Genomic DNA, 23,200 nt, shown 5'->3' with positions numbered 1-23,200 from the left:
ATTTTTTGTGCGACGCACAAGATTCTTGACATTTTTGTGCGTTGCACTATTTTTGGGCGAAGTCAGGGAGCCGGGGCTTCCCGACGCGAGCCAGGGAAAAGGATTCCGACATGTTCAAGGTTGAAGACTTTCAGAACTACGGGAAAGAGCAGTTCGAGCAGTGCGTTGCCTCCGCGACCTCGGTACAGCACGGCCTCCAGGCGATCGCCAGCGCCTATGGCGACTATACGAAGAAGTCGTTCGAAGACACCAAGTCCTTCGTCGAGAAGCTGTCCGGTGTGAAGTCGCTGGACAAGGCGATGGAAGCGCAGACCGATTTTGCCCGTTCCGCCTACGAGACCTTCGTTGCGGAATCGCAGAAGATCGCCGGCCTCTACAGCGATCTCGCCAAGCAGGCGTTCAAGCCGGTCGAGACCATCGTGTCGAAGTTCACCCCGGCCGCGAACTGACCCGCTCAACGCGCTCCTGGAATCAAAAGCCCGGCCAGATCTGGCCGGGCTTTTCGTTTGTGGATGCTGATGAGAATGACTTCGCGACCCGCGGCTTGGAAATCTGCGCCAAGATGTTCTTGAACGCGTCCGATGTCTGAAGGCGCTGGATTTGTTGTCCGCGAGAATCGGAGGCTCGGCCTCCCATTCGGTCCAATTGATCGAGGCACGGACATTGGTGGTGCCGACGTTGACGTCCTTCGAGAACGGGATGATCGAATCGAGCGCGACCTGCAGCGAAGTACGTGCTTGCACTGCGCGGCTATAGTTTACCGCGGCGCCGATGAAACTCAGCACGGGCACCAGCGATGGCGGAGATCGTGCCGATATTGCCTTGCTCGGCCGCTGCAAAGCGGACGAACTGTCGACCGGGGCGGCTGAGGAGGCAGGCGAGACTTGGCGGTCCACGAAATCTATGTCCTGCCCGATTTCGCGGCACGCCATTGAACGGCAGGTAAATCAGACCGTAGAAGGCCGGAGCCATCCGCGAAAAACCGTCGCAGGCCGGTTAACGGCCGGGTTCCTGGTCAACATGTTCTGAACTTACCGGGCGGAAATTTTTGTCAAATCGGTCCGGATTGATTAACCTGACGAGGATCGCCCGGACCGGGAATCGGGACTGCCACCGCCGCATCGGCCCGATCTACGCATGCTTGCGGCCAGCCGTGGGCAGGCCCATATTGCTGGCGAACGGTCCGGCTCGAGCCGGATGTGTTGGGAGCGGCGATCCAACAAGGCGGCGCGCCTGCGCCAGGCTCCGAAGGGCGGAGTCGCGCGGTGACCGCCATGCGCTTCCGTGGGGAATTTGAACGCCTGTGCCATGCCGCAATTGACTTCCAGTATCGACCTGTTCGCGCCAGCCGCTGCCGACGCTCCTCGCATGAGCAATGACGAGAACCGTTCGGGCAGCCCCTCGGGTCCGAACACTTCGGTCATCACCAAGGTCAAGCCCAAGACCAAACGGCCGAACCTGTATCGCGTGCTGATCCTGAACGACGACTACACGCCGATGGAGTTCGTCGTCCACGTGCTGGAGAAGTTCTTCAACAAGGACGTCGAAGCGGCGACCAAGATCATGCTGCACGTCCATCATCATGGCATCGGCGAGTGCGGCGTGTTCACCTATGAGATCGCCGAGACCAAGGTGACGCAGGTGATGGATTTTGCCCGCAAGCACCAGCATCCGCTGCAATGCGTGATGGAAAAGAAGTAAGACGCCTCGCGGCGCGCGTTTGAAGCCGGCTCTTGTGCAAGTCGCGGCGTGATTGTTGCAGTCACGGCTGCGCGCGAGTCCCGTTGCTGCCGGCAAAACTACGGAATTCCGCGCCGGCGCCGATCCCGCCCAAATCGGAACGGGTTTTGCATTGAAAATACCGCAGGTGTGTCGCCGCCGAGTCGCGGAACCGGTCTTTCGCCGCGATCTTGTATAACTATATGTGACAAAGGTTGTTGTTGCCTGACCGGGCGATGACGATCATGATGGTGGGGGCCATAGAGGACGCGAATGCCGACTTTTTCCCAAAGCCTTGAACAATCCCTGCATCGTGCGCTGGCGATCGCAAACGAGCGTCATCACCAATACGCGACGCTCGAGCATCTTTTGCTCTCACTGATCGACGACTCCGATGCAGCCGCCGTCATGCGCGCCTGTAGCGTCGATCTCGACAAGCTCCGTACGAGCCTCGTCAACTACCTTGAGACCGAATTCGAAAACCTGGTGACGGATGGCGCCGACGACGCCAAGCCGACCGCCGGTTTCCAGCGCGTGATCCAGCGCGCGGTGATCCACGTGCAATCCTCCGGTCGCGAAGAGGTGACCGGCGCCAATGTGCTGATCGCGATCTTTGCCGAGCGCGAGAGTCATGCCGCGTATTTCCTGCAGGAGCAGGACATGACGCGCTATGACGCGGTCAACTATATCAGCCACGGCATTGCCAAGCGTCCGGGTGTCTCCGAGGCGCGCCCCGTGCGCGGCGTCGACGAGGAGACCGAGACCAAGGGCAACGAGGACGCCAAGAAGAAGGGCGAGGCGCTCGAGACCTATTGCGTCAACCTCAACAAGAAGGCACGGGACGGCAAGATCGATCCGGTGATCGGACGCAATTCCGAGATCAACCGCGCGATCCAGGTGCTGTGCCGGCGGCAGAAGAACAACCCGCTGTTCGTGGGCGAGGCCGGCGTCGGCAAGACCGCGATTGCGGAGGGTCTTGCCAAGCGCATCGTCGACAGCGAGGTGCCGGAGGTGTTGGCGGCCGCGACCGTGTTCTCGCTGGACATGGGGACGCTGCTTGCCGGCACGCGCTATCGCGGCGACTTCGAGGAGCGCCTGAAGCAGGTGCTGAAGGAGCTCGAGGCGCATCCCAACGCCATCCTGTTCATCGACGAGATCCACACCGTCATCGGTGCGGGCGCCACGTCGGGTGGGGCGATGGATGCTTCGAACCTGCTCAAGCCGGCGCTGGCGTCGGGCACCATCCGCTGCATGGGCTCGACCACCTACAAGGAATATCGCCAGCACTTCGAGAAGGACCGCGCGCTGGTGCGGCGCTTCCAGAAGATCGATATCAACGAGCCGACGGTCGAGGACGCGATCGCGATCCTCAAGGGTCTCAAGCCGTATTTCGAGGACTACCACCGGCTGAAGTACACCAACGAGGCGATCGAGGCCGCCGTTCAGCTCTCCTCGCGCTACATCCACGACCGCAAGCTGCCGGACAAGGCGATCGACGTGATCGACGAGTCGGGTGCGGCGCAGATGCTGGTCGCCGAGAACAAGCGCAAGAAGACCATCGGCATCAAGGAGATCGAGACCACGATCGCCTCGATGGCACGGATCCCGCCGAAGAGCGTGTCGAAGGACGACGCCGAGGTGCTCAAGCATCTCGAAACGACGCTGAAGCGCACCGTGTTCGGTCAGGACAAGGCGATCGAGTCGCTCGCCGCATCGATCAAGCTGGCGCGCGCCGGTTTGCGTGAGCCGGAGAAGCCGATCGGCTGCTATTTGTTCTCAGGGCCCACCGGCGTCGGCAAGACCGAGGTCGCAAAGCAGCTCGCGGCAAGCCTCGGCGTCGAGCTGTTGCGCTTCGACATGTCCGAATACATGGAGCGGCACACCGTGTCGCGCCTGATCGGCGCGCCTCCCGGCTATGTCGGCTTCGACCAGGGCGGCCTCTTGACCGACGGCGTCGACCAGCATCCGCATTGCGTGGTGCTGCTTGACGAAATCGAGAAGGCGCATCCCGATCTCTACAACGTGCTGCTGCAGATCATGGATCACGGCCGGCTCACCGACCACAACGGCAAGCAGGTCAATTTCCGCAACGTGATCCTGATCATGACCACGAACGCGGGTGCTTCCGATCTCGCCAAGCAGGCGTTCGGCTTCACACGTTCGAAGCGGGAAGGCGACGACCACGAGGCGATCAACCGGCAGTTCGCGCCGGAATTCCGCAACCGTCTCGATGCCATCGTCTCGTTCGGTCATCTCAGCGTCGAGGTGATCGGAACCGTGGTCGAGAAGTTCGTGCTTCAGCTCGAAGCGCAGCTCGGCGACCGCGACGTCACCATCGAGCTGTCCGAGCCGGCCAAGACCTGGCTGGTCCAGCACGGCTACGACGAGCAGATGGGCGCGCGGCCGATGGCCCGCGTGATCCAGGAGCATATCAAGAAGCCGCTGGCCGACGAGGTGCTGTTCGGCAAGCTGAAGGGTGGCGGTCACGTCCGCGTCGTCCTGGTGAAGGACGAGGCCGACGAGACCAAGGACAAGATCGGCTTCGAGTTCGTCGAAGGTCCGGTCACGCCGAAGCAGGAGAAGCTCCCGGGTGCTCGCAAGCGCCCGCCGGGCAAGTCAAAGCCGGGCGGTCCCGGCGGCTCAAAGGGGCCGACCTCCAAGGGCCCGCTGGTCAAGGCTTGATCTGCACGCGATGAAATCGAAAAGGCCGGCTGCAAAGCCGGCCTTTTTGTTGGCGCCGATGTCGGCGTCGAGGGCCGCGGGAACTGGGCCTGGCTCCTTTTAGTCTCCCCGCAGGCGCTGGTCGTCCTGGACGCGAACGTGCTCGGCGCCTCGCGCGCCCACGGGAGACAGCCGCAGCATGCTCAGCACCGCGCCGCAGAGAGCAAATCCGACGCCGACGAGGAGCGCCAGCCTGGTGCCCTCAACCGGGTACCGTCCGAGCAGCAGCGCCACCAGCGCTGCCCCCGTGGTCTGGCCGAGCAGGCGCGCCGTGCCCAGCATCCCGCTTGCGCCGCCGGCGCGCTCGCGCGGGGCGGCCGCGATCATGGTGCGGTTGTTAGGGGTCTGGAACAGGCCGAAGCCGGCACCGGCCAGCGCCATGCGCCAGATCACGTCAAGCGGGGTCGGGCTTGCGGGCAGGAAGGCCAGCGCGGCGAGACCGCAGGCGAACAGCGTGAGCCCGATGCCGCCGAGCAGGCCCGCCGGATAGTGCTCGACGAGGCGGCCGGCAAGGGGCGCTGCGAATGCCACCGCGATCGGCCAGGGCGTGATCAAGAGCCCCATATGCACCGCCGAATAGCCGAAGCGGCTCTGGAGATAGAAGGGGATCGCGACGAAGGCCAGCATCTGCCCGCAGAACGATGCGATCGAAGTCGCAATCGACAGCGCGAACACCGGGATGCGTAACAGATCGACCGGCAAGAGCGGCGAGCTCTTATGGGTTTCGCGATAGATCAGCAGCGCGCCAGCGACGATGGCGATGGCGAATTGCGCGATGCAGGTGATGGCGGCCTCACCATGACCGACGCTGTCGACGGCGGCGATGCCGACACCGAACGTGATCGCGGACAGGCCCGCGCTCTGCCAGTCGAAGGAACGGCTCGCTGGCTTGGTGTGCGGCAGGCTGCGCAGGCCGATCAGCAATGTCACCGCACCGAGGGGCACGTTGATCGCGAACAGCCAGGGCCAGCTTCCGATGGCCAGGATGCCGGCGGCGAGCGTCGGTCCGACCGCAGCCGAGAAGGCGACCACGAGCGCGTTGAGCCCGATGCCGCGGCCGAGCTGGCTGCGCGGATAGGTGAAGCGCACCAGCGCCGCGTTGACGCTCATGATGCCGGCGGCGCCAAAGCCCTGGAGGATGCGCGCGGCCGTCAGCAGCGGCAGCGTGTGCGCCAGCGCGCACAATGCGGAGGCCAGCGTGAACAGCACCAGTCCGACCAGATAGACGCGGCGATAGCCGACGATCTCGCCGAGCGAAGCCAGCGGTAGAAGTGAGATCGTGATCGCGAGCTGGTAGCCGTTGACGATCCAGATCGAGAAGGCCGGGCTTGCATCGAGGTCGGCCGCGATCGTCGGCAGTGCGACGTTGGCGATGGCGCTGTCGACCACCGCCATGATGATGCCAAGCGCAATCGTCAGCACTGCCTGGTTGCGCTGTGGCTGCGGCAGGCCGTCGGCGTGCTCGATGGTGGTCGATGACATCGTGAAGCGTGCTTGCTCGAGACGCGGTTGCTGGTCCGCAACCTGGTCCGACCCGTGATGGTTCCAGCCAAAGCCTGGACGATTCCAGTCCTATTTCGGCTTCCGTGGCTCCTGAATCGCCCTGAGGTAGCTTACCACGGCCTCGGCGTCGTCTCGGCCGAATCGAGCCGTTGGCATCGAGCGGTGGATGCTGCTGTAGCCGTCCTGGAGGCGCTGCATGAAGTCGGGATCGTAGAGTTTGTTCTCGCCGAGGTTCCGGAAGGGCGGTGCCAGCTCGTTCCGGCTCTTGTCCGTCCTGCCGACCGCGTGGCACTGCGCGCACATCCGTTGCAGCAGTGCTTCGGCGCGCCGCTGTTCGAGATCCAGGGCTTGACTTGCCGTGCTCCACAGAACGCCAACGGCCAGCAGCGCTGGCGCGATCCTATTCATCGCTCATGTCCATCATTCCCAGCGCAGGGCCTTCATGGCAAATCGGCGCGGCAGCATCGCGAGTGCCGCAGCGTGTCACGGCCGACGCAGGCGGGCTTGATGCAGCTCAAGTGTCCTACACCGCCGGCGGATTCCGCTCGGTGAAGGTCACGCGCTGGTGCCAATAGGGATAGGGCAGCGTCACCGTGCTCGCGGCATCGAGCTTTGCGACCTGGTCCTTGGTCAAGGACCAGCCGACCGCACCGAGATTTTCGCGCAGCTGGGTCTCGTTGCGCGCGCCGATGATCAGCGTCGAAACGGTCGGACGCTGGAGCAGCCAGTTGAGCGCGATCTGCGAGACGCTCTTGCCCGTCTCCTTCGCGATTTCGTCGATGGCCTCGACGACACGGTAGACATGCTCGTCCGGAACGGGCGGTCCGAACTCGGCCGTCTTGGGCAGTCGGCTGACTTCCGGCTTCGGCTGGCCGCGGCGGATTTTTCCGGTGAGGCGTCCCCATCCGAGCGGCGACCAGACTACGGCACCTAACCCCTGGTCGAGCCCGAGCGGCATCAACTCCCATTCGTAATCGCGCCCGATCAGCGAATAGTAGGTCTGGTTGGCGACGTAGCGCGGAAAGCCGTGCTTGTCGGCGACGGCAAGCGATTTCATCAGGTGCCAGCCCGAGAAATTCGAGACGCCGATGTAGCGGATCTTGCCGGCACGCACGAGCACGTCGAGTGTTGCAAGCACCTCTTCAGGCGGGGTGAAGGCGTCGAAGCCGTGCAGCTGGAACAGGTCGATGTAGTCGGTGCCGAGCCGGCTCAGCGAACCGTCGACGGCCGCGAGCAGATGCTGCCGCGACGAGCCGATATCGTTGGGGCCCTCGCCGAAGCGGAACGTCGCCTTGGTCGAGATCAGAACTTTGTCGCGGCGCCCCTTGATCGCTTCGCCGAGCACCCGCTCGGACTCGCCGAGAGAATAGACATTCGCGGTGTCGAACATCGACACGCCGGCTTCGAGGCAGATGTCCAGAAGGCGCCGCGCTTCGGTCGCGTCGGTCTTGCCCCAAGCCGCAAGGCGGCCGACGCCGCCGAAGGTGCCGGTGCCAAGACTGAGGGCGGGCACCATGAGGCCTGAACTGCCCAAGCGTCGGTATTCCATCGATGTGCTCCTCGGCTGGCCGCCGGTTGATCGATGCGGCCTTGCGGGCCGATGGTAATGCAAGCAGGCGCTGCGTCCTATCACGCGCTCACATACCGGCCTTGCTTCGGTAGGCGCATATCGTCGAATGCAGCCTCGCAACGCGCGCGCCGAACGTCGTCACCAAAGATTGAACTTCGAGCCTCGTTGCGGGTGAGAGGAAGCGCGCGCGTTCGCATCATCCGCCTGCCGCGGCGGAAGCGTCAGGCTCCAGCCATCACGACCAGCACCGAATCGCGGTCACACCCAGATCTCAGTGTCGCAACTGACTCTGCCGGAAGTCGCGCGGCGACATTCCGAAATGCTCGCGGAAGACGCGGCCGAAATGTGAGAGGTCGTTGAAGCCCCAGCCGAACGCGACCTCGCTGATGTGGCGATGGGCGAGCACGGGCGAGGCGAGGTCGCGCCGGCATCGTGCGAGGCGTTCGGCAAGAACATGGCGCTGGAAGGAGGTGTCCTCGTCGGCGAGAAGATCGTTGACGTAGCGCGGCGAGATGCCGAGCGCGGCCGCGGTCTCCGCGAGTGAGAGGTCGGGATCGGAGAGATGCGCGCGGATGTGCGCCTTCAATCGGTAGAGCAGGGCCGAGCGGTGGGTCGAGGACGGCAGCGATGTCCTGCCGAGCCGCTCGCTCAGCGCCATGGCGAGCAGATCGACGGCCTGCTCCGACAGCGCGGCGGCGGTGTCCGGGGCCAGCCCGTCCGCGCTCTGGCAAAGCCGGAAGATGAAATCATAGGCGAGCCGCTCGAGCGGTGCGTCGGCCCCGAATGCCATCGCTGTCAGCGTCTCGGTGCCACCGAGCCGGCGTCGCAGCATCTCGCGCGGCACCTTGAAGATGGTCTGCGTGAAGGCGTCGTTGAACTTCAACTCATACGGACGCGTGGTGTCGTAGAGCGCGAACTCGCCGGGGTGGATCACGGTCTCCCGGCCGTCCTGCACAACGCCACCGCTGCCGCGATTGCCTAGTGCAATGAGAACAAAATCCTGGTCCGAGCGCGCGATGCGAGATGGCGTGCGGAACACGTGCTGGCGGTCCGAGCAGACTACGGAGCATGCCGCCTTGCCGAGCGAAGCCTGCGTGACCGAGCCGCGAAAGGCGCTGCCGAGATCGGACTTGCAGTCGAGGCCGACGAAGACGTCGCAGACGATGTCCTGCCATAGCGCGAGCCGCCGATAGCCGGGGCTGCCGTCTGTCGTGAACTGGATTGTCATCTGGACAGCCTCCCTTTCACACCCTGCACAATCGCCGGGGATCCAGCCTGCCGGAGGCAAATCCCGTACCGACCGACGGTCCCTTCCCAGTCGAGTTTTTGTTCCGCCGTGGTCGAGCGCCCGGCCGCCCAGCTTGGCCCAATAGACTGCATCGGACATGGCGTCCGATCAACCGGCAATGGAGGCGGGAATGGGCATCGAGCATCCGAAATACAAGGTCGCGGTGGTGCAGGCGGCGCCGGCCTGGCTCGACCTCGACGCCTCGATCGACAAGTCGATCGCGCTGATCAGGGAGGCCGCGGAAAAGGGCGCCAAGCTGATCGCTTTTCCCGAGGCCTTCATTCCCGGCTACCCCTGGCACATCTGGATGGACTCGCCGGCCTGGGCGATCGGCCGCGGCTTCGTGCAGCGCTATTTCGACAATTCGCTGTCCTACGACAGCCCGCAGGCCGAGCGGCTGCGCGAGGCCGTGCGCAAGGCAAAGCTCACCGCCGTGGTCGGCCTGTCCGAACGCGATGGCGGCAGCCTCTATCTCGCGCAATGGCTGATCGGGCCCGACGGCGAGACCATCGCAAAGCGCCGCAAGCTGCGGCCGACCCATGCCGAGCGCACCGTCTATGGCGAGGGCGACGGCAGCGACCTTGCCGTGCATGCGCGACCCGACATCGGCCGTCTCGGCGCACTATGCTGCTGGGAGCATCTCCAGCCGCTGTCGAAATACGCGATGTATGCCCAGAACGAGCAGGTCCATGTCGCGGCCTGGCCGAGCTTCTCGCTCTACGATCCCTTCGCGCCAGCGCTGGGAGCCGAGGTCAACAACGCCGCCTCGCGCGTCTATGCGGTGGAGGGCTCCTGCTTCGTGCTGGCGCCTTGCGCGACGGTGTCTCAGGCCATGATCGACGAGCTCTGCGACCGGCCGGACAAGCATGCGCTGCTGCATGCCGGCGGCGGGTTTGCCGCGATCTACGGCCCCGACGGCAGCCAGATCGGCGAGAAGTTGGCGCCGGACCAGGAAGGGCTGCTGATCGCCGAGATCGACCTTGGCGTCATCGGCGTCGCCAAGAACGCCGCTGACCCGGCCGGCCACTATTCGCGGCCCGACGTGACGCGGCTTCTGCTCAACAAGAAGCGGTACCAGCGCGTCGAGCAGTTCGCGCTGCCGGTCGACACCGTCGAGCCCACGGAGATCGCGGCGGCGGCAAGCTGAGCGTCGCCGCGCGAAGACGGGCTTACGTTAGGCGACGCAGTGCCCGAGCAGTTCCGGATGTGCGGCGCAGATATGGTGCGCGCCGGCATCGCGCAGCTCGGCCTCGCTGCCATAGCCATAGAGCACGCCGATTGCGGTCATGCCGTTGGTCCTGGCTCCGACCACGTCATGGCTGCGGTCGCCGATCATGATCGCGTTGTTCGCCTCGACCCTGGCCTCGTCGAGCGCATAGCGGAGCAGGTCGCGCTTGTCGACGCGGGTGCCGTCAAGCTCGGAGCCGAACACGCGCTCGAAATACGGCTTCAGGCCGAAATGATCGACGATGCGGGTGGCGTAGACCGCGGGCTTGCTGGTCGCGACGAACATGCGCGGTGTTGTCGCGGCAAGCCTCGTGAGGGTGTCCATGATGCCGGCATAGGCTTCGTTCTCGAACAGGCCGATATCGCTGAAGCGCTCCCGATAGAGCAGCAGCGCGCGGTCGGCGAGTTCGTCGGTTCCGGTGAGCTTTTTCAGGCTGGCATGCAGCGGCGGCCCGATGCACCAGGTCAGCTCGTCCTCGCTCGGGACAGGCTGGTTGAGCCGATCCAGGGCGTATTGGATGGATCGCGTGATCCCCGGCTTGGGATTGGTCAGCGTGCCGTCGAGATCAAAAAAGATTGTCACCATCCGGGCGGGACCTGCGTTGTTACTGCCGCTCGTGCTAATTGGCTGGGGTTCCAAGTCAAGGTCCGATTTGTCCGATAGCGTCAATGCCATGCGAATAGCTCGGGTCATCGCAGTCTTGTGCCACGCCCTCGTGCTGTCGCCGGCGCTCGCAGAGGAGACGCCGCCTCCCGTCGCGCCTCCGAATGCCGAGGAGCCCGCGAAGCCGGCGGAGAAACCCGCGGACGCGCGCGAGAGCGACACGCGGGAGTCGATCTGCCTGATCGTGGAGGCGGCTGCGCGCGATGCCAATCTCCCGCTCGAATTCTTCGCCCGGGTGATCTGGCAGGAAAGCCGCTTCCAGGCCGATGCGGTCGGCCCCATGACGCGCAACGGGGAGCACGCGCAAGGGATCGCGCAGTTCATGCCAGGCACGGCAAGCGAGCGTGGGCTGCTCAATCCGTTCAATCCGGTGCAGGCACTGCCTAAGTCGGCCGAGTTCTTGAACGAGCTGCGCAACCAGTTCGGAAATCTCGGCCTCGCCGCGGCTGCCTACAATGCCGGTCCGCGGCGTGTGCAGGAATGGCTCGCCGGCACCGGCCCGATGCCGGAGCAGACCCGCAACTACGTCTTCGCCATCACCGGCACGAGCGTCGACGCCTGGGCCAAGGCCGGCAGCACCGGCAAGGGGCCGCCGAGTTCACCGCCGACGAGCTGCCGTGATCTGATGGCGCTGCTGAAGCGCGCGCCGAACCCGTTCGTCGCCGAGCTCGAGCAGCATGTGGAGCTTGCCGCCGCAAAGATCTGGGGCGTGCAGCTCGCGGCCGGCTTCGACCGCAACAAGGCGCTGGCGATGTATTCCAGGGCGGTCACGAGACTGAGCGCCGTGATCGGCGAGCGTGACCCGAGCCTGCTAAGCTCGGTGATGCGCAGCCGCGGCACGCGCGCCTTCTACCAGGTCCGTATCGGCGCGGATACCCGAGCCGAGGCCGATGATCTGTGCAACCGCATCCGCAAGGCAGGCGGCGCCTGCTTCGTGCTGAAGAACCGCGGTGTGAGCGGGTAGAGCGCATTCGCTCTGGCCGTCATTCCGGGGCGATGCGAAGCATCGAACTATGGTGCGCAATTGCGCACCTGAGAATCCATCGGGCCACAGAGACCGTCGCGAGATGGATTCCGGGTTCGCGCCAAGTGGCGCGCCCCGGAATGACGACGGTGGTCCTGGGCCTCGCGCATGTCAGCCCCGCCGTGCCCTTCCTTGACGCGCGCCGCCGTCTCGCGCGTTATGCCGCCAGGATTCCTCACCAGCCAAAGCTCTCCGTGGCGCTTCCTCCACTCGATTCCCCTCAATGGCAAAGTCCGTGGCGCGCGTTTGCGTGGGGACTGCGCTCGATCACGCAGACGATCCTCACCATCGTGCTGTTCGTGACCTATCTCGGCATCGGCGCGCTTGCCCACGACACCCATTTCAGCCTGCTCTGGGCGCTCTGCTCGACGCTGTTCGTTTGGGCCGGGCCGGCACAGATCATCCTGATCACCACGCTCGGCTCCGGCGCGACCATCATCCAGTCCGCGATTGCGGTGACCGTGAGCGCCATTCGGCTGTTTCCGATGGTCGTGTCGGTGCTGCCGCTGATGCGCACGCCGACGACGAAACGACGCGAGCTGGTCTTCGCCGCGCATCTGACCGCGGTGACGCTGTGGGTCGAATGCCATCGCTTCCTGCCGCTTGTGCCGCGGCAGCGGCGCATCGCCTTCGTCCACGGGCTCGGCTGTGGCCTCGTTTCGGTGTGCCTCGTCGCCAACACCGTCGGCTATTTCCTCGCCGCCAATCTGACGCAGACGCTGGGAGCGGCGATCCTGCTGCTGACGCCGCTGTCCTTCCTGTTCTCGACCGCGCGCAACAGCCGCGAGGTCGCCGACGTCGTCGCGCTGGCGCTCGGGATCTTGCTCTATCCGCTGGCCGCGAAGATGAACTCCGGCCTCGACATCCTCGTCAGCGGCGTGGCGGCCGGCACGATCGCCTATGGCGTGCATTGGTGGCGGGAGGTGCGCGCATGAGCTACGCGCAGCTCATCGGCGACTGGCAGGCGCTCGTCGTGCTGTTCGTCGCCGGCGTCGTTCCCAACCAGATCTGGCGCATGCTGGGTCTGTGGTTCGGCGGCGGCATCGACGAGGGCTCCGAGCTGCTGGTCTGGGTGCGGGCGGTCGCGACCGCGATCCTGGCCGGCGTCATCGCCCAGATCGTGGTGGAGCCGCCAGGGGCGCTTGCCACTGTGCCTGACGTGCTGCGCTATGGCGCGGTCGGTGCCGGACTCGTCGTCTTCCTGCTGACCCGCCGCTCGATCTTCGCCGGCGTGGTCACGGGCGAAGTCTTCATGCTGGCCGGCAAGTGGTGGTTGGGCTAAAACCGCCGGCGAACAGCAAGGAACTGAAATATGGTTCGCGAACAGGAGCTCCGCGGGGGCGAGGTCGCCATCGAGCTGCCGCCGACGCAAGATGCCGGGCTCGTCTTCATCGGCCGTATCCGCACGCCCTGGACGTCGCGCCTGGAGACGCCGCGGCAGGGGCGTCAGGACGGCCCGATATGCCGGCTCGAGATCTTCGAGCCGTTCGTGCCGGCGATCAAGGGCGTCGATTTCTACAGCAATCTCGAAGTGCTCTACTGGCTCGACCAGTCGCGCCGCGACATCGTCCTGCAAAGCCCGAAGAACAACGAGAAGACCCGCGGCACGTTCTCGCTGCGCTCGCCGGTTCGCCCCAACCCGATCGGCACGTCGATCGTGAAGCTGGTCGGCATCGAGGGTAATGCGATCCTGGTGCGTGGGCTGGATTGCCTCGACAACACGCCGCTGATCGACATCAAGCCGGATCGTTGCGAGTTCACCCCATTGGCCGCGCCGCAGCCGGGGGATTTCCAGACGGAATGAGGATCAGCCCTTCAACGCCGTGATCAGCTTGGCCGCGTGCTCTTCCAGCGCCTTGGCGTCTTCCTTGCGGCTCGCCGGCGGCAGCATGGCGACGCCGTCGTGGCGCGGCATCACGTGCATGTGCAGGTGAAACACCACCTGTCCGCCGGCGGGCTCGTTGAACTGCTGCACGGTGATGCCGTCGGCGTTGAATGCCTTCATCGCGGCGGCGGCGATCTTGTGCGCGCCGCGGGCGACATGGGCGTAGTCGTCCGGCTTGATGTCGAGGATGTTACGGGCAGGGGCCTTGGGGATCACCAGGGTGTGGCCGGGCGTGCGCGGCATGATGTCGAGGAAGGCGATGACGTGCTCGTCCTCGTAGACCTTGTAGCAGGGCAGCTCGCCGCGCAGAATCTTTGCGAAGATGTTGTTGGTGTCGTAGGCGGTCATGGTAGCTCCTCGGCGGCTCCTCGAGACTTTGCACTTACTGTCACCAGCGGCGGCGAGGCGTCAAGGCGCCTCATCGGCGCCCTTGCGGAACGGGCCGAGCTCGGCGAGCTCCCGTCCGGCCTCCGCGACATAGGCGCGCTCGCGCTTGAGGTAATCGTCGATGGCGCGGCGGAGTCCCGGATCGGCGATGAAGTGGGCGGAGTAGGTGGTGCGCGGCAGGTAGCCGCGCGCGATCTTGTGTTCGCCTTGCGCGCCGGCCTCGACATGCTTCAGGCCGTGTCTGATCGCGAAGTCGATCGCCTGATAGTAGCAGACCTCGAAATGCAGGAACGGATGATGCTCGACCGCGCCCCAGTTGCGGCCGAACAGCGTGTCCGAGCCGATGAAGTTGATCGCACCCGCGATCCAGCGGCCGTTGCGGCGGGCCATCACCAGCAGCACGTCCTCGCTCATGGTCTCGCCGATCAGTGAGAAGAACTCGCGCGTCAGGTAAGGCCGGCCCCATTTGCGCGAGCCGGTCTCCATGTAGAATTCGAAGAAGGCATCCCAGGCATCCTCGGTGATGTCCTTGCCCGTCAGCGAGTGGATCGTGATGCCCGCGGCCAGCGCGTCGCGCCGCTCGCGCTTGATCGATTTGCGGTGGCGGGAGTTCAGCGTCGCCAGGAAATCGTCGAAGCTCGTAAACCCCTCGTTGTGCCAGTGGAACTGCTGGTCGGTGCGCTGGAGGAAGCCGTGCTCTGCGAGCAGCTTCCATTCGGCCTCGCGCGCGAAGGTGACGTGGACCGAGGACGCCTTGCTGACGCCGCACAGCGCCACCAAGCCGCTCGCCAGGGCGTCGGTGATCTGCGCACAGTCGATGTCGTCGCGGACCAGCAGCCGCGGTCCCGTGGCCGGGGTGAACGGCACCGAGACCTGGAGCTTTGGATAGTAGCGCCCGCCCGCGCGCTCATAAGCGTCTGCCCAGCCGCGGTCGAAGACGTATTCGCCTTGCGAGTGCGATTTCAGATAGCAGGGCACGACACCGACGACGCGGCCGTCGAGCTTGGCCACCAGATGCCGCGGACCCCAGCCGGTGCGGATGGTCGCCGAACCCGATTTCTCGGCTGCGGAAAGAAATGCGTGCGAGACGAACGGGTTATAGGCAGGACTTGAGAGGCCGAGGGAATCGCCTGGAAGGACGGATGAGGTTCCCAGGCCATGCCCCTTGCAAGCCTTTTCGTTAAGAGCCTTGCCGGGATTGGCGCAAGCGTCCCAATCCTCGGGCGAGACTTCGCCGATGGATGGTACGGCCTCGAGCGTAATGTCGGATGATGCCATTGCGCCCAAGATCGTGCATTGCAGCAGCGACTTCAAGGGGTGGAAACTGAGCTCTCTCGTGTCCCGGACGCTCGCAGCGCGCGCGTCCGGGACACGAGAGCTGGCGCCGTGCAGCGGCGTTCCCCTACGGCACGAACCCCTCGAAGATCATCTGATCCGCATATTGGGCGACCCGCGTCCGCTGCTCCGGGGTACGCACGGTCCAGCCGAGCAGGGTGCAGCCGAAGACGTTGCGGGCGATCCAGGGAGCGGGGGCCGGGAGGTGATCGACCTTGAAGGCGACGAAGTGGGGCTGGGTCCGGAAGCCGTGGCGCAGGTACAGCATGCTGTCGCGCTGCTGCTGCGTCAGGTCAGCCCAATAGTCGTCTTCATAGGTCCGTTGTGCGACGATGCCGCGCGGACGGGAGGGCAGCAATTCGCGCAGCGCCAGCACCTGGTCGGGATCGAACGACATGCCGACCGCCGGGCCGTCATAGGACGCCAAGACTTCGGCCATCCGCTTCACCAGCTTGCGGTCGCCGCCAAAATGACTCTTCACCTCGATCACCAGCGGCACGCGGCCGGCGACCATGGCGCAGAGGTCGCTGAGCGACATCATCCGCTCGTCGGTGTCCCTGAACCTGACCGCCTTCAGCTCCGCCGCGGTCTTCGAGATGACGTCCCCGGTGGCCTCGGTGAGACGGCCCAGCGCGTGGTCGTGATGCACCATGGCCTCGCCGTCGGCCGAGAGCTGGATATCGACCTCGATCGTGAAATTGCCCGCAATCGCAGCCTGCACCGCGCCCGGCATGTTCTCGACGATGCCGCGCGAAATGTCGTGCAGGCCGCGGTGGGCGACCGGCCGGGCTGTCAGCCAATCCGGAGCACGCATTCGCGTCAGGCGACCTCGAACACGCCGTCGACCTCGACCGCCGCATCGGCGGGCAACGAGGCGACCCCGACGGTGGTCCGGGCATGGCGGCCCTTGTCGCCGAAGGCGGCGACCATCAGGTCGGAAGCGCCGTTGAGCACCTTCGGCCCGTCGAGGAAGTCCGGCGCCGAGTTGATGAAGCCGCCGAGGCGGACCACCCGCACGACCTTGTCGAGATCGCCGAGCGCCGCCTTGACCTGGGCCAGCAGGTTCACCGCGCAGCCACGCGCGGCCGCCGCCCCCTCCTCGATGGAGACCCCAGCGCCGAGCTTGCCCTTGGCGATCAGCTTGCCGGCGGGGTCGAAGCAGACCTGGCCGGAGACGAACAGCAGATTGCCGGTCCGCACGAACGGGACGTAGTTGGCGACGGGGGTGGGGGCCTCATGCAGCTTGATGCCCTGTTCCGCCAGTTTCTGCTCGACCGTGCCCGCCATGTCCGACCTCGTTGTCCAAAATCATTGCCCCGGCGCGTCCGTTTGAAGGCCGGGCGCGCCCTGTTTCGCCCATCGTGCCGTCACATGCAAGCAACCGGAAGGGGGGCGCATTTTGTCGAGGCGGACCAACGCGAAGGGGCAACTTTACGTGAAACGGCCTCAGTTGCGACGCAATGGAACGGTCATTAAAATGTCGATTCTGCGCTTTCCTCAGGGAACAGACATGGTGCACCTTTTCCGGACTTCGCTCGGTGTGATGGCGCTCGCGGCGGCCGCTTTCGGCCCCGGCGGCGGGGCGCTGGCCGCCAATGGTCCGTTCCTCGCGCACCAGGCGCTGTATGACCTCAATCTCGTCAAATCGCGCTCCAATTCGGTCAACAGTGCCCGCGGCCGCATTCTCTACAATTTCACGGGGAACGCCTGCGAGGGCTATACCTCGGAATTCCGCCAGGTCTCCGAGCTCGACAGCGGCGAGGGCAAGGTCACGCTCAGCGATCTCCGCTCCAATTCCTGGGAGGACGCCGCCGGCAAGAGCTACCGCTTCAAGATCGAGACGCGCATGAACGAGGCGGATGCCGGCCGCGTCGACGGCTCGGCCGAGCGCGACGGCGACCACATCAACGTCAAGCTGAAGCTGCCGGCGCCGAAGAGCTTTACACTCGACGGCAAGATCGTGTTCCCGACCGAGCAGATCCAGCGCATCATCGCCGCCGCGAAGGAAGGCAAGTCGCTGCTTGAGCTCTCCGTCTATGACGGCTCGGACGACGGCCAGAAAGTCTACAACACGCTGACCGTGATCGGCCAGCCGATCCCCGCCGACCGCGCCACCTCGTCCGATCCGTCGACCTCGGACGAGCACATGAAGTCGCTGAAGCGCTGGCCCGTCACCGTCAGCTATTTCGATCGCGACGCCCAGCAGAAAGAGGGCGAGCAGACGCCGGTCTATGCGATGTCGTTCGAACTCTACGAGAACGGCGTCTCGCGCCAGCTCGTGCTCGATTACAACGATTTTGTGATCTCGGGTTCGATGGGCAAGTTCGACGTCAAGGACAGCAAGCCCTGCAATTGAGGGTTCGTTGCATCTAGCCCTCGACACCGTCTCCCGCTACGCTTCCTCCCAACCACAAACTCCGGGAGGCAAGCACCATGCCCAAGCTCGACCATCTCCGCCCCAGCGGCCTGCATCACAATCCCGCTTACTCCCACGTCGTGACCGCTACCGGTGCGCGGACCATCTACATCTCCGGCCAGGTGTCGGTGGATGAGGAGGGGCGGATCGTCGGCGAGGGCGATATCGCCGCGCAGACGACGCAGGTGATGCAGAATCTCGGGCACGCCTTGAAGGCGGCGGGGGCCACCTACGCCAACATCGTCAAGATCACGACGTTCGTCGTGAACTACAAACCGGAGCTGCGGCCGATCATCGGCAAGGCCCGCTCCGCCTTCTTCGAAGGCATGGAGCCGCCGGCCTCGACGCTCGTCGGCGTCTCCGCGCTCGCCGCGCCGGAATGGCTGATCGAGATCGAGGCGATCGCGGTCACGGATTGATTTCGCTACGCTCTATCTGGACTACGAGTGCGTCGCCTTGGACATCTCCCGCAGAACAGCCATCGCCTCGTCGGCCCTGTCGGCGGGCACGAAGAGATGGTCGTGGTGGAAGGCCGACACGGCGTTCACGCTGATGCCGGCTTCGGCCAGACGCGCCGTGATTGCCGCCAGAAGGCCCACCGCATCGAGTGCGGAGTGAACTGTCAAGGTGATCAGGCGCGAGGGAAATTCATGGTGTAGTCCGGCACGCTCGGCCTGCTCGTGCAGCATCACCAGCGTTGTTCCTTCGCGTTCGCGGAACGTCAGCATCGGGCTGATGGTGGCTGGAATGCTCGCGTTCGGCGCAAGCGTACAAAACACGAAGATGCCGTCCAGGATCTCCGGCCTCATGTGACTCAGCAGCGCATCGAGATCGCGTTCACCCGTCATCACTCCTGCGCCTTCTCCGGCCCGTCATAGGCGATGCCGCGGATCACCGCGGCGCTGCCGAACTTCTTGCGCAGGCTGTCCACGGCGCGCTCGGCGTGCGCGGCGCGGCGGTCGAGCATGTCGGTGTCGTCGGCGGGCGAGCCCTCGCGCAGCGCGCTGACGCCGGCGCCCATCAGACGGAAGGCGGTGCCGTCGATCTCCCTGGCCAGCATCTCGCGGCAGATCGAGAAGATCTTTGCGGCGAGCTGGGTCGGGGCCGCAATGGACTGCGAGCGGGTGCGCTGGCGGAAGTCGGCGGTCTTCAGCTTCAGCGTCACGGTGGAGCCGGCGAGTTCGCTGCTTTTCAAGCGCGACGACGTCTTCTCGCACAGTCGCCACAAAATCTTCTCCAGCGTCGCGAAATCGCGGATGTCGGTCTCGAAGGTGGTTTCGCTGGAGATCGTCTTGGCGCCGCGGTCAGGCTCGACGCGGCGGTCGTCGATGCCGCGCGCGAGCCGCCACAGTCGGCGGCCGTCGCTCGGAAACTGCCGCATCATCTCGATCTCGTCGGCCTTCTGCAGGTCGGCGATGATGCGGAAGCCGCGCTGCACGAGGCGTTCCTGCGTCGCTGGTCCCACGCCGAAGATGAAGCCGACCGGCTTTTCCGCCAGCATTGAACGGGCTTCTTCCTGGTCGAGCGCGGCGAAGCCGCGGGGCTTGTCGAGGTCCGAGGCGATCTTGGCCAGGAACTTGTTGCAGGACAGGCCGACCGAGACGGTGATGCCGACGTCACGCTCGACGTCGCGGGCAAAGCGCGCCAGCACCTTTGCCGGGATCATGCCGTGCACCCGTTCGGTGCCGGAGAGATCGAGGAAGGCTTCGTCGATCGAGAGCGGCTCGACCAGCGGCGTCAGCGCCTGCATGGCCTGGCGCACCTCGCGGCCGACGCGGACATATTTGGCCATGTCCGGCCGGATCACGGTCGCATGCGGGCAGGCCTCCAGCGCCTTGAACATCGGCATCGCCGAGCGCACGCCATAGGTGCGTGCGATGTAGCAGGCGGCCGACACCACCCCGCGTTTTCCCCCGCCGATGATGACGGGCCTGTCGGCGATGTCAGGATTGTCGCGCTTCTCGACCGTCGCGTAGAACGCGTCGCAGTCGATATGGGCGATGGTCAGGCCAGCCAGCGCCCGGTGGCGGACGAGGCGAGGGGAACCGCAGGCCGAGCAGCGCCGCACCCCCATATCCAGATCGGCCAGACAATCCCGGCAGAAGCAGCGGGGCCCGGCCGGGTCGGGGGCGGTCACGGCACGTCGCGCTCCCAGGAGCGGTCGCCGAGCGCGTCCCCGAGGACCTGCCGCGCTGCGGCAACGTTGGTCGGATGCAGCTCCGAGGCGCTCGCGAAGGCCTTCACGGTGGCGTCATCGCGCAGCACGAAATCCAGCACGTTGAGGAGGAAATTCGGGTCCGAGGCGGCGTTCCGGAGGGTCTCCGGGCCCACACCTGTCTCGGCCAGGAACAGGCCCAGCCGCTCGGGCTCGCTCGCGACGAAGGACAGCGCCTGAATCGCAACGATTTCAGCGACTTCGCGGGGGTTGTGAACAGGCTTTTTCACGGGCCCGGTTTGCCTTTCCGTTAACTTTCGGTGTCTACTTTGCATCATGCCCGAGTCTCGTGCCTGAGTCTTGCGACCCGGGGCAAGCAACTGGAAACCACATCGCAGAAAGTGGCCCCTCGGCTTTAACGAAACTAGAGCGAATCTGAGGCTAGTTTGAATCCAGTTTTCGAAGCGCCGGAAAGCGGCGCCTGAGGCGTCACATGTATCCGGCTTCGTGCCAATCAGGAGGACGGGATGGCTAAGACCGTCCTGATCGTGGAAGACAACGAGCTCAACATGAAGCTCTTCCGCGACCTGTTGGAGGCGCATGGTTATCAGACCTCGGGCACCAGCAACGGCTACGAGGCGCTCGATCTCGTTCGCAAGATGCGGCCCGACCTCGTGCTGATGGATATCCAGTTGCCGCAGGTCTCCGGCCTCGAGGTGACGCGCTGGATCAAGGACGATCCGGAGCTGCGCAACATTCCCATCGTCGCGGTCACGGCATTCGCGATGAAGGGTGACGAAGAGCGCATCCGCGAGGGCGGCTGCGAGGCCTATTTGTCCAAGCCGATCTCGGTCGGCAAATTCATCGAGACGGTCCGGCGTTTTATCGGATAGGAAGTGAGTTCAAAGTGTCCGCGCGTATCCTGGTTGTCGATGACGTTCCTGCCAACGTCAAACTCCTCGAAGCCCGCCTCTCCGCCGAATATTTCGACGTCATGACCGCTTCGAACGGCACCGAGGCGCTGGCGATCAGCCGGCGCGCCGAATGCGACATCATCCTGCTCGATGTGATGATGCCCGACATGGACGGTTTCGAAGTCTGCCGCCGCCTCAAGACCGATCCCGCCACGCACCACATTCCGGTCGTGATGGTCACCGCGCTCGACAGCCCGGCGGACCGCAACCGCGGCCTGGAAGCCGGCGCCGACGACTTCCTCACCAAGCCCGTCTCCGACGTCGTGCTGATCGCGCGCGTGCGCTCGCTGACCCGGCTGAAGATGATGACCGACGAGCTGCGCATGCGCGCCATCACCTCGCTCGAGATCGGCATGCAGACGCCGGAGCGCAGCGCCGTGGCCGACACCGGCAAGGGCGGCCGCATCCTGCTGGTGGACGACCGCGAGTCCTCCTACGAGCGGCTGGCGACCATCCTCGCTGCCGAGCACACCATCGATGTCGAGCCGAACCCGACGGAGGCGCTGTTCCACGCCGCCGAGGGCAATTACGACCTCCTGATCGTCTCGCTCGACCTCAACAATTTCGACGGCCTCAGGCTGTGCAGCCAGGCGCGCTCGCTGGAGCGCACGCGGCATGTGCCGATCCTGGCCATCGCGGACCCCGAGAACTCGACGCGGCTGCTCCGCGGCCTCGAGATCGGCGTCAACGACTACCTGCTGCGTCCGATCGACAAGACCGAGCTGCTGGCCCGCGCCCGCACCCAGATCCGCCGCCGCCGCTACACCGATCATCTGCGCGACAACGTGCAGAACTCGATCGAGATGGCGATCACCGACGCGCTCACTGGCCTGCACAATCGCCGCTACATGGAGAGCCATCTCGCGACCCTCGCCGAGCAGGCCTCGATCCGCGGTAAGCCCTTGGCGCTGATGATCCTCGACATCGACTACTTCAAGTCGATCAACGACAATTACGGCCACGACGCCGGCGACGACGTGCTGCGCGAGTTCGCGGTGCGGGTGCGCAAGTCGATCCGCGGCATCGATCTCGCCTGCCGCTACGGCGGCGAGGAGTTCGTCATCGTGATGCCGGAGACCGATCTTCACGTCGCCGGCATGGTCGCCGAGCGCCTGCGCCGCTCGATCGCGGGTGAGCCGTTCGCGATCCACAAGGGCACCAAGCGCATCGAGGTCACGATCTCGATCGGGCTCACCACGCTGGAGCGGAAGGGCGAGGCGGTCGCCGACGTCCTCAAGCGCGCCGACACGGCGCTCTATCGCGCCAAGCACGACGGCCGCAATCGCGTGGTGTCGCAGGCGGCCTGAGGCCGCCACGACACAAAAGTTGCGAAAACAACCCCATGCACAGTAGCCGGCGCCAGTCGGATCAAGGACTTACGCGGGTGGCAAAGAGGCATGCGCAGGCGGCCGGCAAAGCCGTTTGACTTGTCGGGCAAAACAGGAGCATTTTGCGAACATCGCGAAATGGTCCTGACGTGTAGTTAGGTGTCGACGCTTCCTCCACATCCTCACTGTCGTCCCTGCGAACGCAGGGACCCATAACCCCAGGGAGCGGTTATGGCGTGAGCTGGCAACCACGGGTCTTCGCCTAACTTCTCCCTGTGGTTATAGGTCCCGGCTCTGCGCTCCGCTTCGCTGCGCTTGTCCGGGACGACAGTGGTTATTGTGGCGCGCGCTTGTGCTGCTTCACCGCATCATCGCCCACATCCACGCCCGCATTGCGCAGCAGCACCTTTGCCGCTTCCTTCGCTGCGCGCGCCATCGCCGGATCGTCGCGCACGAGGTCCTGGGCGATGGAGCCGTCGACCAGCAGCACGAGCTGCGTCGCGAGCGCATCGGCATCGGCGACGCCGAGCTCGGTCAACCGCTCGCGAAACCAGATGCGGCGGCTTTCCTTGAAGGCGATGGCGATCTTCTTCACGGCGCGGTCGGTGGGGCCCAGCTCGGCGACTGCATTGACGAACGGGCAGCCGCGAAAATCTTTCGCCGCAAACCGCCGCTCCAGCGAATCGAACGTCGCGAGAATCTGCTCGGCCGGCGGCTTGTCGGACGGGCGCTGAGCTACGAAGCGGCGCTCGAGATAGGCCGCGATCAGCGCGTCCTTGGAGGGGAAGTGGTTGTAGAGCGTGCGCTTGGAGATGCCGATCTCGGCCGCGATGGTGTCGACGCCGATGGCGCGAATGCCTTGCAGATAGAATAGCTTGTCGGCGGTCTCGAGGATCCGCTCTTTCATCGTCTGTTGTTTGGGCGGGGGAGCCATGCGGTAGCACGCGTCCTGTTCGCTTGACAGCACCGGACATCCATAGCCTATGTAAACAGATCTGTGTACC

At 65.0% G+C, this 23,200-nt stretch carries 26 protein-coding genes; 13 read left to right on the top strand and 13 right to left on the bottom strand.

Annotated elements, in window-relative coordinates; translation table 11 throughout:
- The first annotated feature begins 110 nt into the window (after positions 1-110).
- From ACM42_RS19660 to clpA, 4 genes are all read left to right on the top strand, one after another.
- Positions 111-449, top strand: coding sequence for a phasin family protein (locus tag ACM42_RS19660; RefSeq protein ID WP_024341049.1), 339 nt, complete (start codon positions 111-113; stop codon positions 447-449).
- Positions 450-771: 322 nt separating this feature from the next.
- The gene (locus ACM42_RS38720; protein WP_370123080.1) at positions 772-1,029 is read left to right on the top strand and encodes a hypothetical protein; all 258 of its coding nucleotides are present in this window, start codon (positions 772-774) and stop codon (positions 1,027-1,029) included.
- A gap of 339 nt (positions 1,030-1,368) precedes the next feature.
- Positions 1,369-1,701, top strand: a complete 333-nt coding sequence (gene clpS / locus ACM42_RS19650; protein WP_028135886.1) for an ATP-dependent Clp protease adapter ClpS — start codon at positions 1,369-1,371, stop codon at positions 1,699-1,701.
- A 291-nt stretch (positions 1,702-1,992) separates the two neighbouring features.
- Positions 1,993-4,401 (top strand): ATP-dependent Clp protease ATP-binding subunit ClpA, encoded by a 2,409-nt coding sequence (clpA, locus tag ACM42_RS19645; RefSeq protein WP_271529475.1) that lies wholly within the window; start codon positions 1,993-1,995, stop codon positions 4,399-4,401.
- A 99-nt stretch (positions 4,402-4,500) separates the two neighbouring features.
- Here clpA and ACM42_RS19640 read toward each other — a convergent pair whose 3' ends face one another.
- From ACM42_RS19640 to ACM42_RS19625, 4 genes are all read right to left on the bottom strand, one after another.
- Positions 4,501-5,922, bottom strand: coding sequence for an MFS transporter (locus tag ACM42_RS19640; protein ID WP_271529474.1), 1,422 nt, complete (start codon positions 5,920-5,922; stop codon positions 4,501-4,503).
- 90 nt (positions 5,923-6,012) lie between these two features.
- Positions 6,013-6,351, bottom strand: coding sequence for a c-type cytochrome (locus ACM42_RS19635; RefSeq protein WP_271529473.1), 339 nt, complete (start codon positions 6,349-6,351; stop codon positions 6,013-6,015).
- A 115-nt stretch (positions 6,352-6,466) separates the two neighbouring features.
- A complete protein-coding gene (locus tag ACM42_RS19630; protein WP_271529472.1) occupies positions 6,467-7,492 on the bottom strand; it encodes an aldo/keto reductase in 1,026 nt (341 codons plus the stop codon).
- A gap of 292 nt (positions 7,493-7,784) precedes the next feature.
- Positions 7,785-8,741: a helix-turn-helix domain-containing protein gene (locus ACM42_RS19625; protein WP_271529470.1), complete on the bottom strand. Its 957-nt coding sequence runs from the start codon at positions 8,739-8,741 to the stop codon at positions 7,785-7,787.
- Between the two features lie 190 nt (positions 8,742-8,931).
- Between ACM42_RS19625 and ACM42_RS19620 the strand changes: the two genes are divergently transcribed.
- A complete protein-coding gene (locus ACM42_RS19620; RefSeq protein ID WP_271529469.1) occupies positions 8,932-9,948 on the top strand; it encodes a carbon-nitrogen hydrolase family protein in 1,017 nt (338 codons plus the stop codon).
- Positions 9,949-9,975: 27 nt separating this feature from the next.
- On the opposite strand, the gene ACM42_RS19615 is transcribed toward ACM42_RS19620, so the two are convergent.
- Positions 9,976-10,614 carry an HAD family hydrolase gene (locus ACM42_RS19615; RefSeq protein WP_271529468.1) on the bottom strand — a complete coding sequence of 213 codons (639 nt, stop codon included), beginning with the start codon at positions 10,612-10,614 and terminating at the stop codon, positions 9,976-9,978.
- Between the two features lie 88 nt (positions 10,615-10,702).
- On the opposite strand from ACM42_RS19615, the gene ACM42_RS19610 reads away from it, so the two are divergent.
- The 4 genes from ACM42_RS19610 to tsaA all read left to right on the top strand — a co-directional run bounded on the left by ACM42_RS19610 (position 10,703) and on the right by tsaA (position 13,520).
- Positions 10,703-11,656 (top strand): lytic transglycosylase domain-containing protein, encoded by a 954-nt coding sequence (locus ACM42_RS19610; protein ID WP_271529467.1) that lies wholly within the window; start codon positions 10,703-10,705, stop codon positions 11,654-11,656.
- A 254-nt stretch (positions 11,657-11,910) separates the two neighbouring features.
- Complete coding sequence (locus ACM42_RS19605; RefSeq protein WP_271529576.1) at positions 11,911-12,651, top strand: AzlC family ABC transporter permease; 741 nt, start codon at positions 11,911-11,913, stop codon at positions 12,649-12,651.
- Positions 12,648-12,998, top strand: a complete 351-nt coding sequence (locus ACM42_RS19600) for an AzlD domain-containing protein (RefSeq protein WP_271529466.1) — start codon at positions 12,648-12,650, stop codon at positions 12,996-12,998. Before ACM42_RS19605 ends, ACM42_RS19600 begins: the two co-directional genes overlap by 4 nt.
- Positions 12,999-13,028: 30 nt before the next feature.
- On the top strand, positions 13,029-13,520 hold the full coding sequence (gene tsaA, locus ACM42_RS19595; protein ID WP_271529465.1) for a tRNA (N6-threonylcarbamoyladenosine(37)-N6)-methyltransferase TrmO: 492 nt from the start codon (positions 13,029-13,031) through the stop codon (positions 13,518-13,520).
- A 3-nt stretch (positions 13,521-13,523) separates the two neighbouring features.
- Here tsaA and ACM42_RS19590 read toward each other — a convergent pair whose 3' ends face one another.
- From ACM42_RS19590 to ACM42_RS19575, 4 genes are all read right to left on the bottom strand, one after another.
- A complete protein-coding gene (locus ACM42_RS19590) occupies positions 13,524-13,949 on the bottom strand; it encodes an HIT family protein (protein ID WP_271529464.1) in 426 nt (141 codons plus the stop codon).
- A 60-nt stretch (positions 13,950-14,009) separates the two neighbouring features.
- The gene (locus ACM42_RS19585; RefSeq protein WP_271529463.1) at positions 14,010-15,266 is read right to left on the bottom strand and encodes a GNAT family N-acetyltransferase; all 1,257 of its coding nucleotides are present in this window, start codon (positions 15,264-15,266) and stop codon (positions 14,010-14,012) included.
- A 124-nt stretch (positions 15,267-15,390) separates the two neighbouring features.
- The gene (locus tag ACM42_RS19580) at positions 15,391-16,137 is read right to left on the bottom strand and encodes a glycerophosphodiester phosphodiesterase (protein WP_271529462.1); all 747 of its coding nucleotides are present in this window, start codon (positions 16,135-16,137) and stop codon (positions 15,391-15,393) included.
- Positions 16,138-16,142: 5 nt separating this feature from the next.
- Positions 16,143-16,610: a RidA family protein gene (locus ACM42_RS19575; protein WP_061021329.1), complete on the bottom strand. Its 468-nt coding sequence runs from the start codon at positions 16,608-16,610 to the stop codon at positions 16,143-16,145.
- Between the two features lie 223 nt (positions 16,611-16,833).
- Between ACM42_RS19575 and ACM42_RS19570 the strand changes: the two genes are divergently transcribed.
- Positions 16,834-17,679, top strand: coding sequence for a cell envelope integrity EipB family protein (locus ACM42_RS19570; RefSeq protein WP_271529461.1), 846 nt, complete (start codon positions 16,834-16,836; stop codon positions 17,677-17,679).
- A gap of 77 nt (positions 17,680-17,756) precedes the next feature.
- Positions 17,757-18,158, top strand: a complete 402-nt coding sequence (locus ACM42_RS19565) for a RidA family protein (RefSeq protein WP_239624027.1) — start codon at positions 17,757-17,759, stop codon at positions 18,156-18,158.
- Positions 18,159-18,179: 21 nt separating this feature from the next.
- On the opposite strand, the gene ACM42_RS19560 is transcribed toward ACM42_RS19565, so the two are convergent.
- Genes ACM42_RS19560 through ACM42_RS19550 form a run of 3 tightly spaced genes read right to left on the bottom strand, consistent with a single transcriptional unit; the run spans position 18,180 to position 20,184 of the window.
- On the bottom strand, positions 18,180-18,587 hold the full coding sequence (locus ACM42_RS19560; protein WP_271529460.1) for an ACT domain-containing protein: 408 nt from the start codon (positions 18,585-18,587) through the stop codon (positions 18,180-18,182).
- A complete protein-coding gene (locus ACM42_RS19555) occupies positions 18,587-19,876 on the bottom strand; it encodes a DNA polymerase IV (protein ID WP_271529459.1) in 1,290 nt (429 codons plus the stop codon). The genes ACM42_RS19560 and ACM42_RS19555 overlap by 1 nt, the downstream gene beginning before the upstream one ends.
- Complete coding sequence (locus ACM42_RS19550; protein ID WP_028177874.1) at positions 19,873-20,184, bottom strand: DUF3572 domain-containing protein; 312 nt, start codon at positions 20,182-20,184, stop codon at positions 19,873-19,875. Before ACM42_RS19550 ends, ACM42_RS19555 begins: the two co-directional genes overlap by 4 nt.
- A gap of 237 nt (positions 20,185-20,421) precedes the next feature.
- Here ACM42_RS19550 and ACM42_RS19545 point away from each other — a divergent pair, with 237 nt between their 5' ends.
- Complete coding sequence (locus tag ACM42_RS19545) at positions 20,422-20,787, top strand: response regulator (protein ID WP_271529458.1); 366 nt, start codon at positions 20,422-20,424, stop codon at positions 20,785-20,787.
- Between the two features lie 14 nt (positions 20,788-20,801).
- Positions 20,802-22,175: a PleD family two-component system response regulator gene (locus ACM42_RS19540; protein WP_028177872.1), complete on the top strand. Its 1,374-nt coding sequence runs from the start codon at positions 20,802-20,804 to the stop codon at positions 22,173-22,175.
- A 355-nt stretch (positions 22,176-22,530) separates the two neighbouring features.
- On the opposite strand, the gene ACM42_RS19535 is transcribed toward ACM42_RS19540, so the two are convergent.
- Complete coding sequence (locus tag ACM42_RS19535) at positions 22,531-23,130, bottom strand: TetR/AcrR family transcriptional regulator (RefSeq protein WP_333921692.1); 600 nt, start codon at positions 23,128-23,130, stop codon at positions 22,531-22,533.
- Positions 23,131-23,200: the final 70 nt, after the last annotated feature.

It is taken from the genome of Bradyrhizobium sp. CCBAU 25338 (assembly GCF_028128965.1).
Lineage (GTDB): Bacteria > Pseudomonadota > Alphaproteobacteria > Rhizobiales > Xanthobacteraceae > Bradyrhizobium > Bradyrhizobium liaoningense.
Note: the sequence above shows the minus strand (reverse complement) of the source record. Positions and strands in the feature narration are given on the sequence as shown.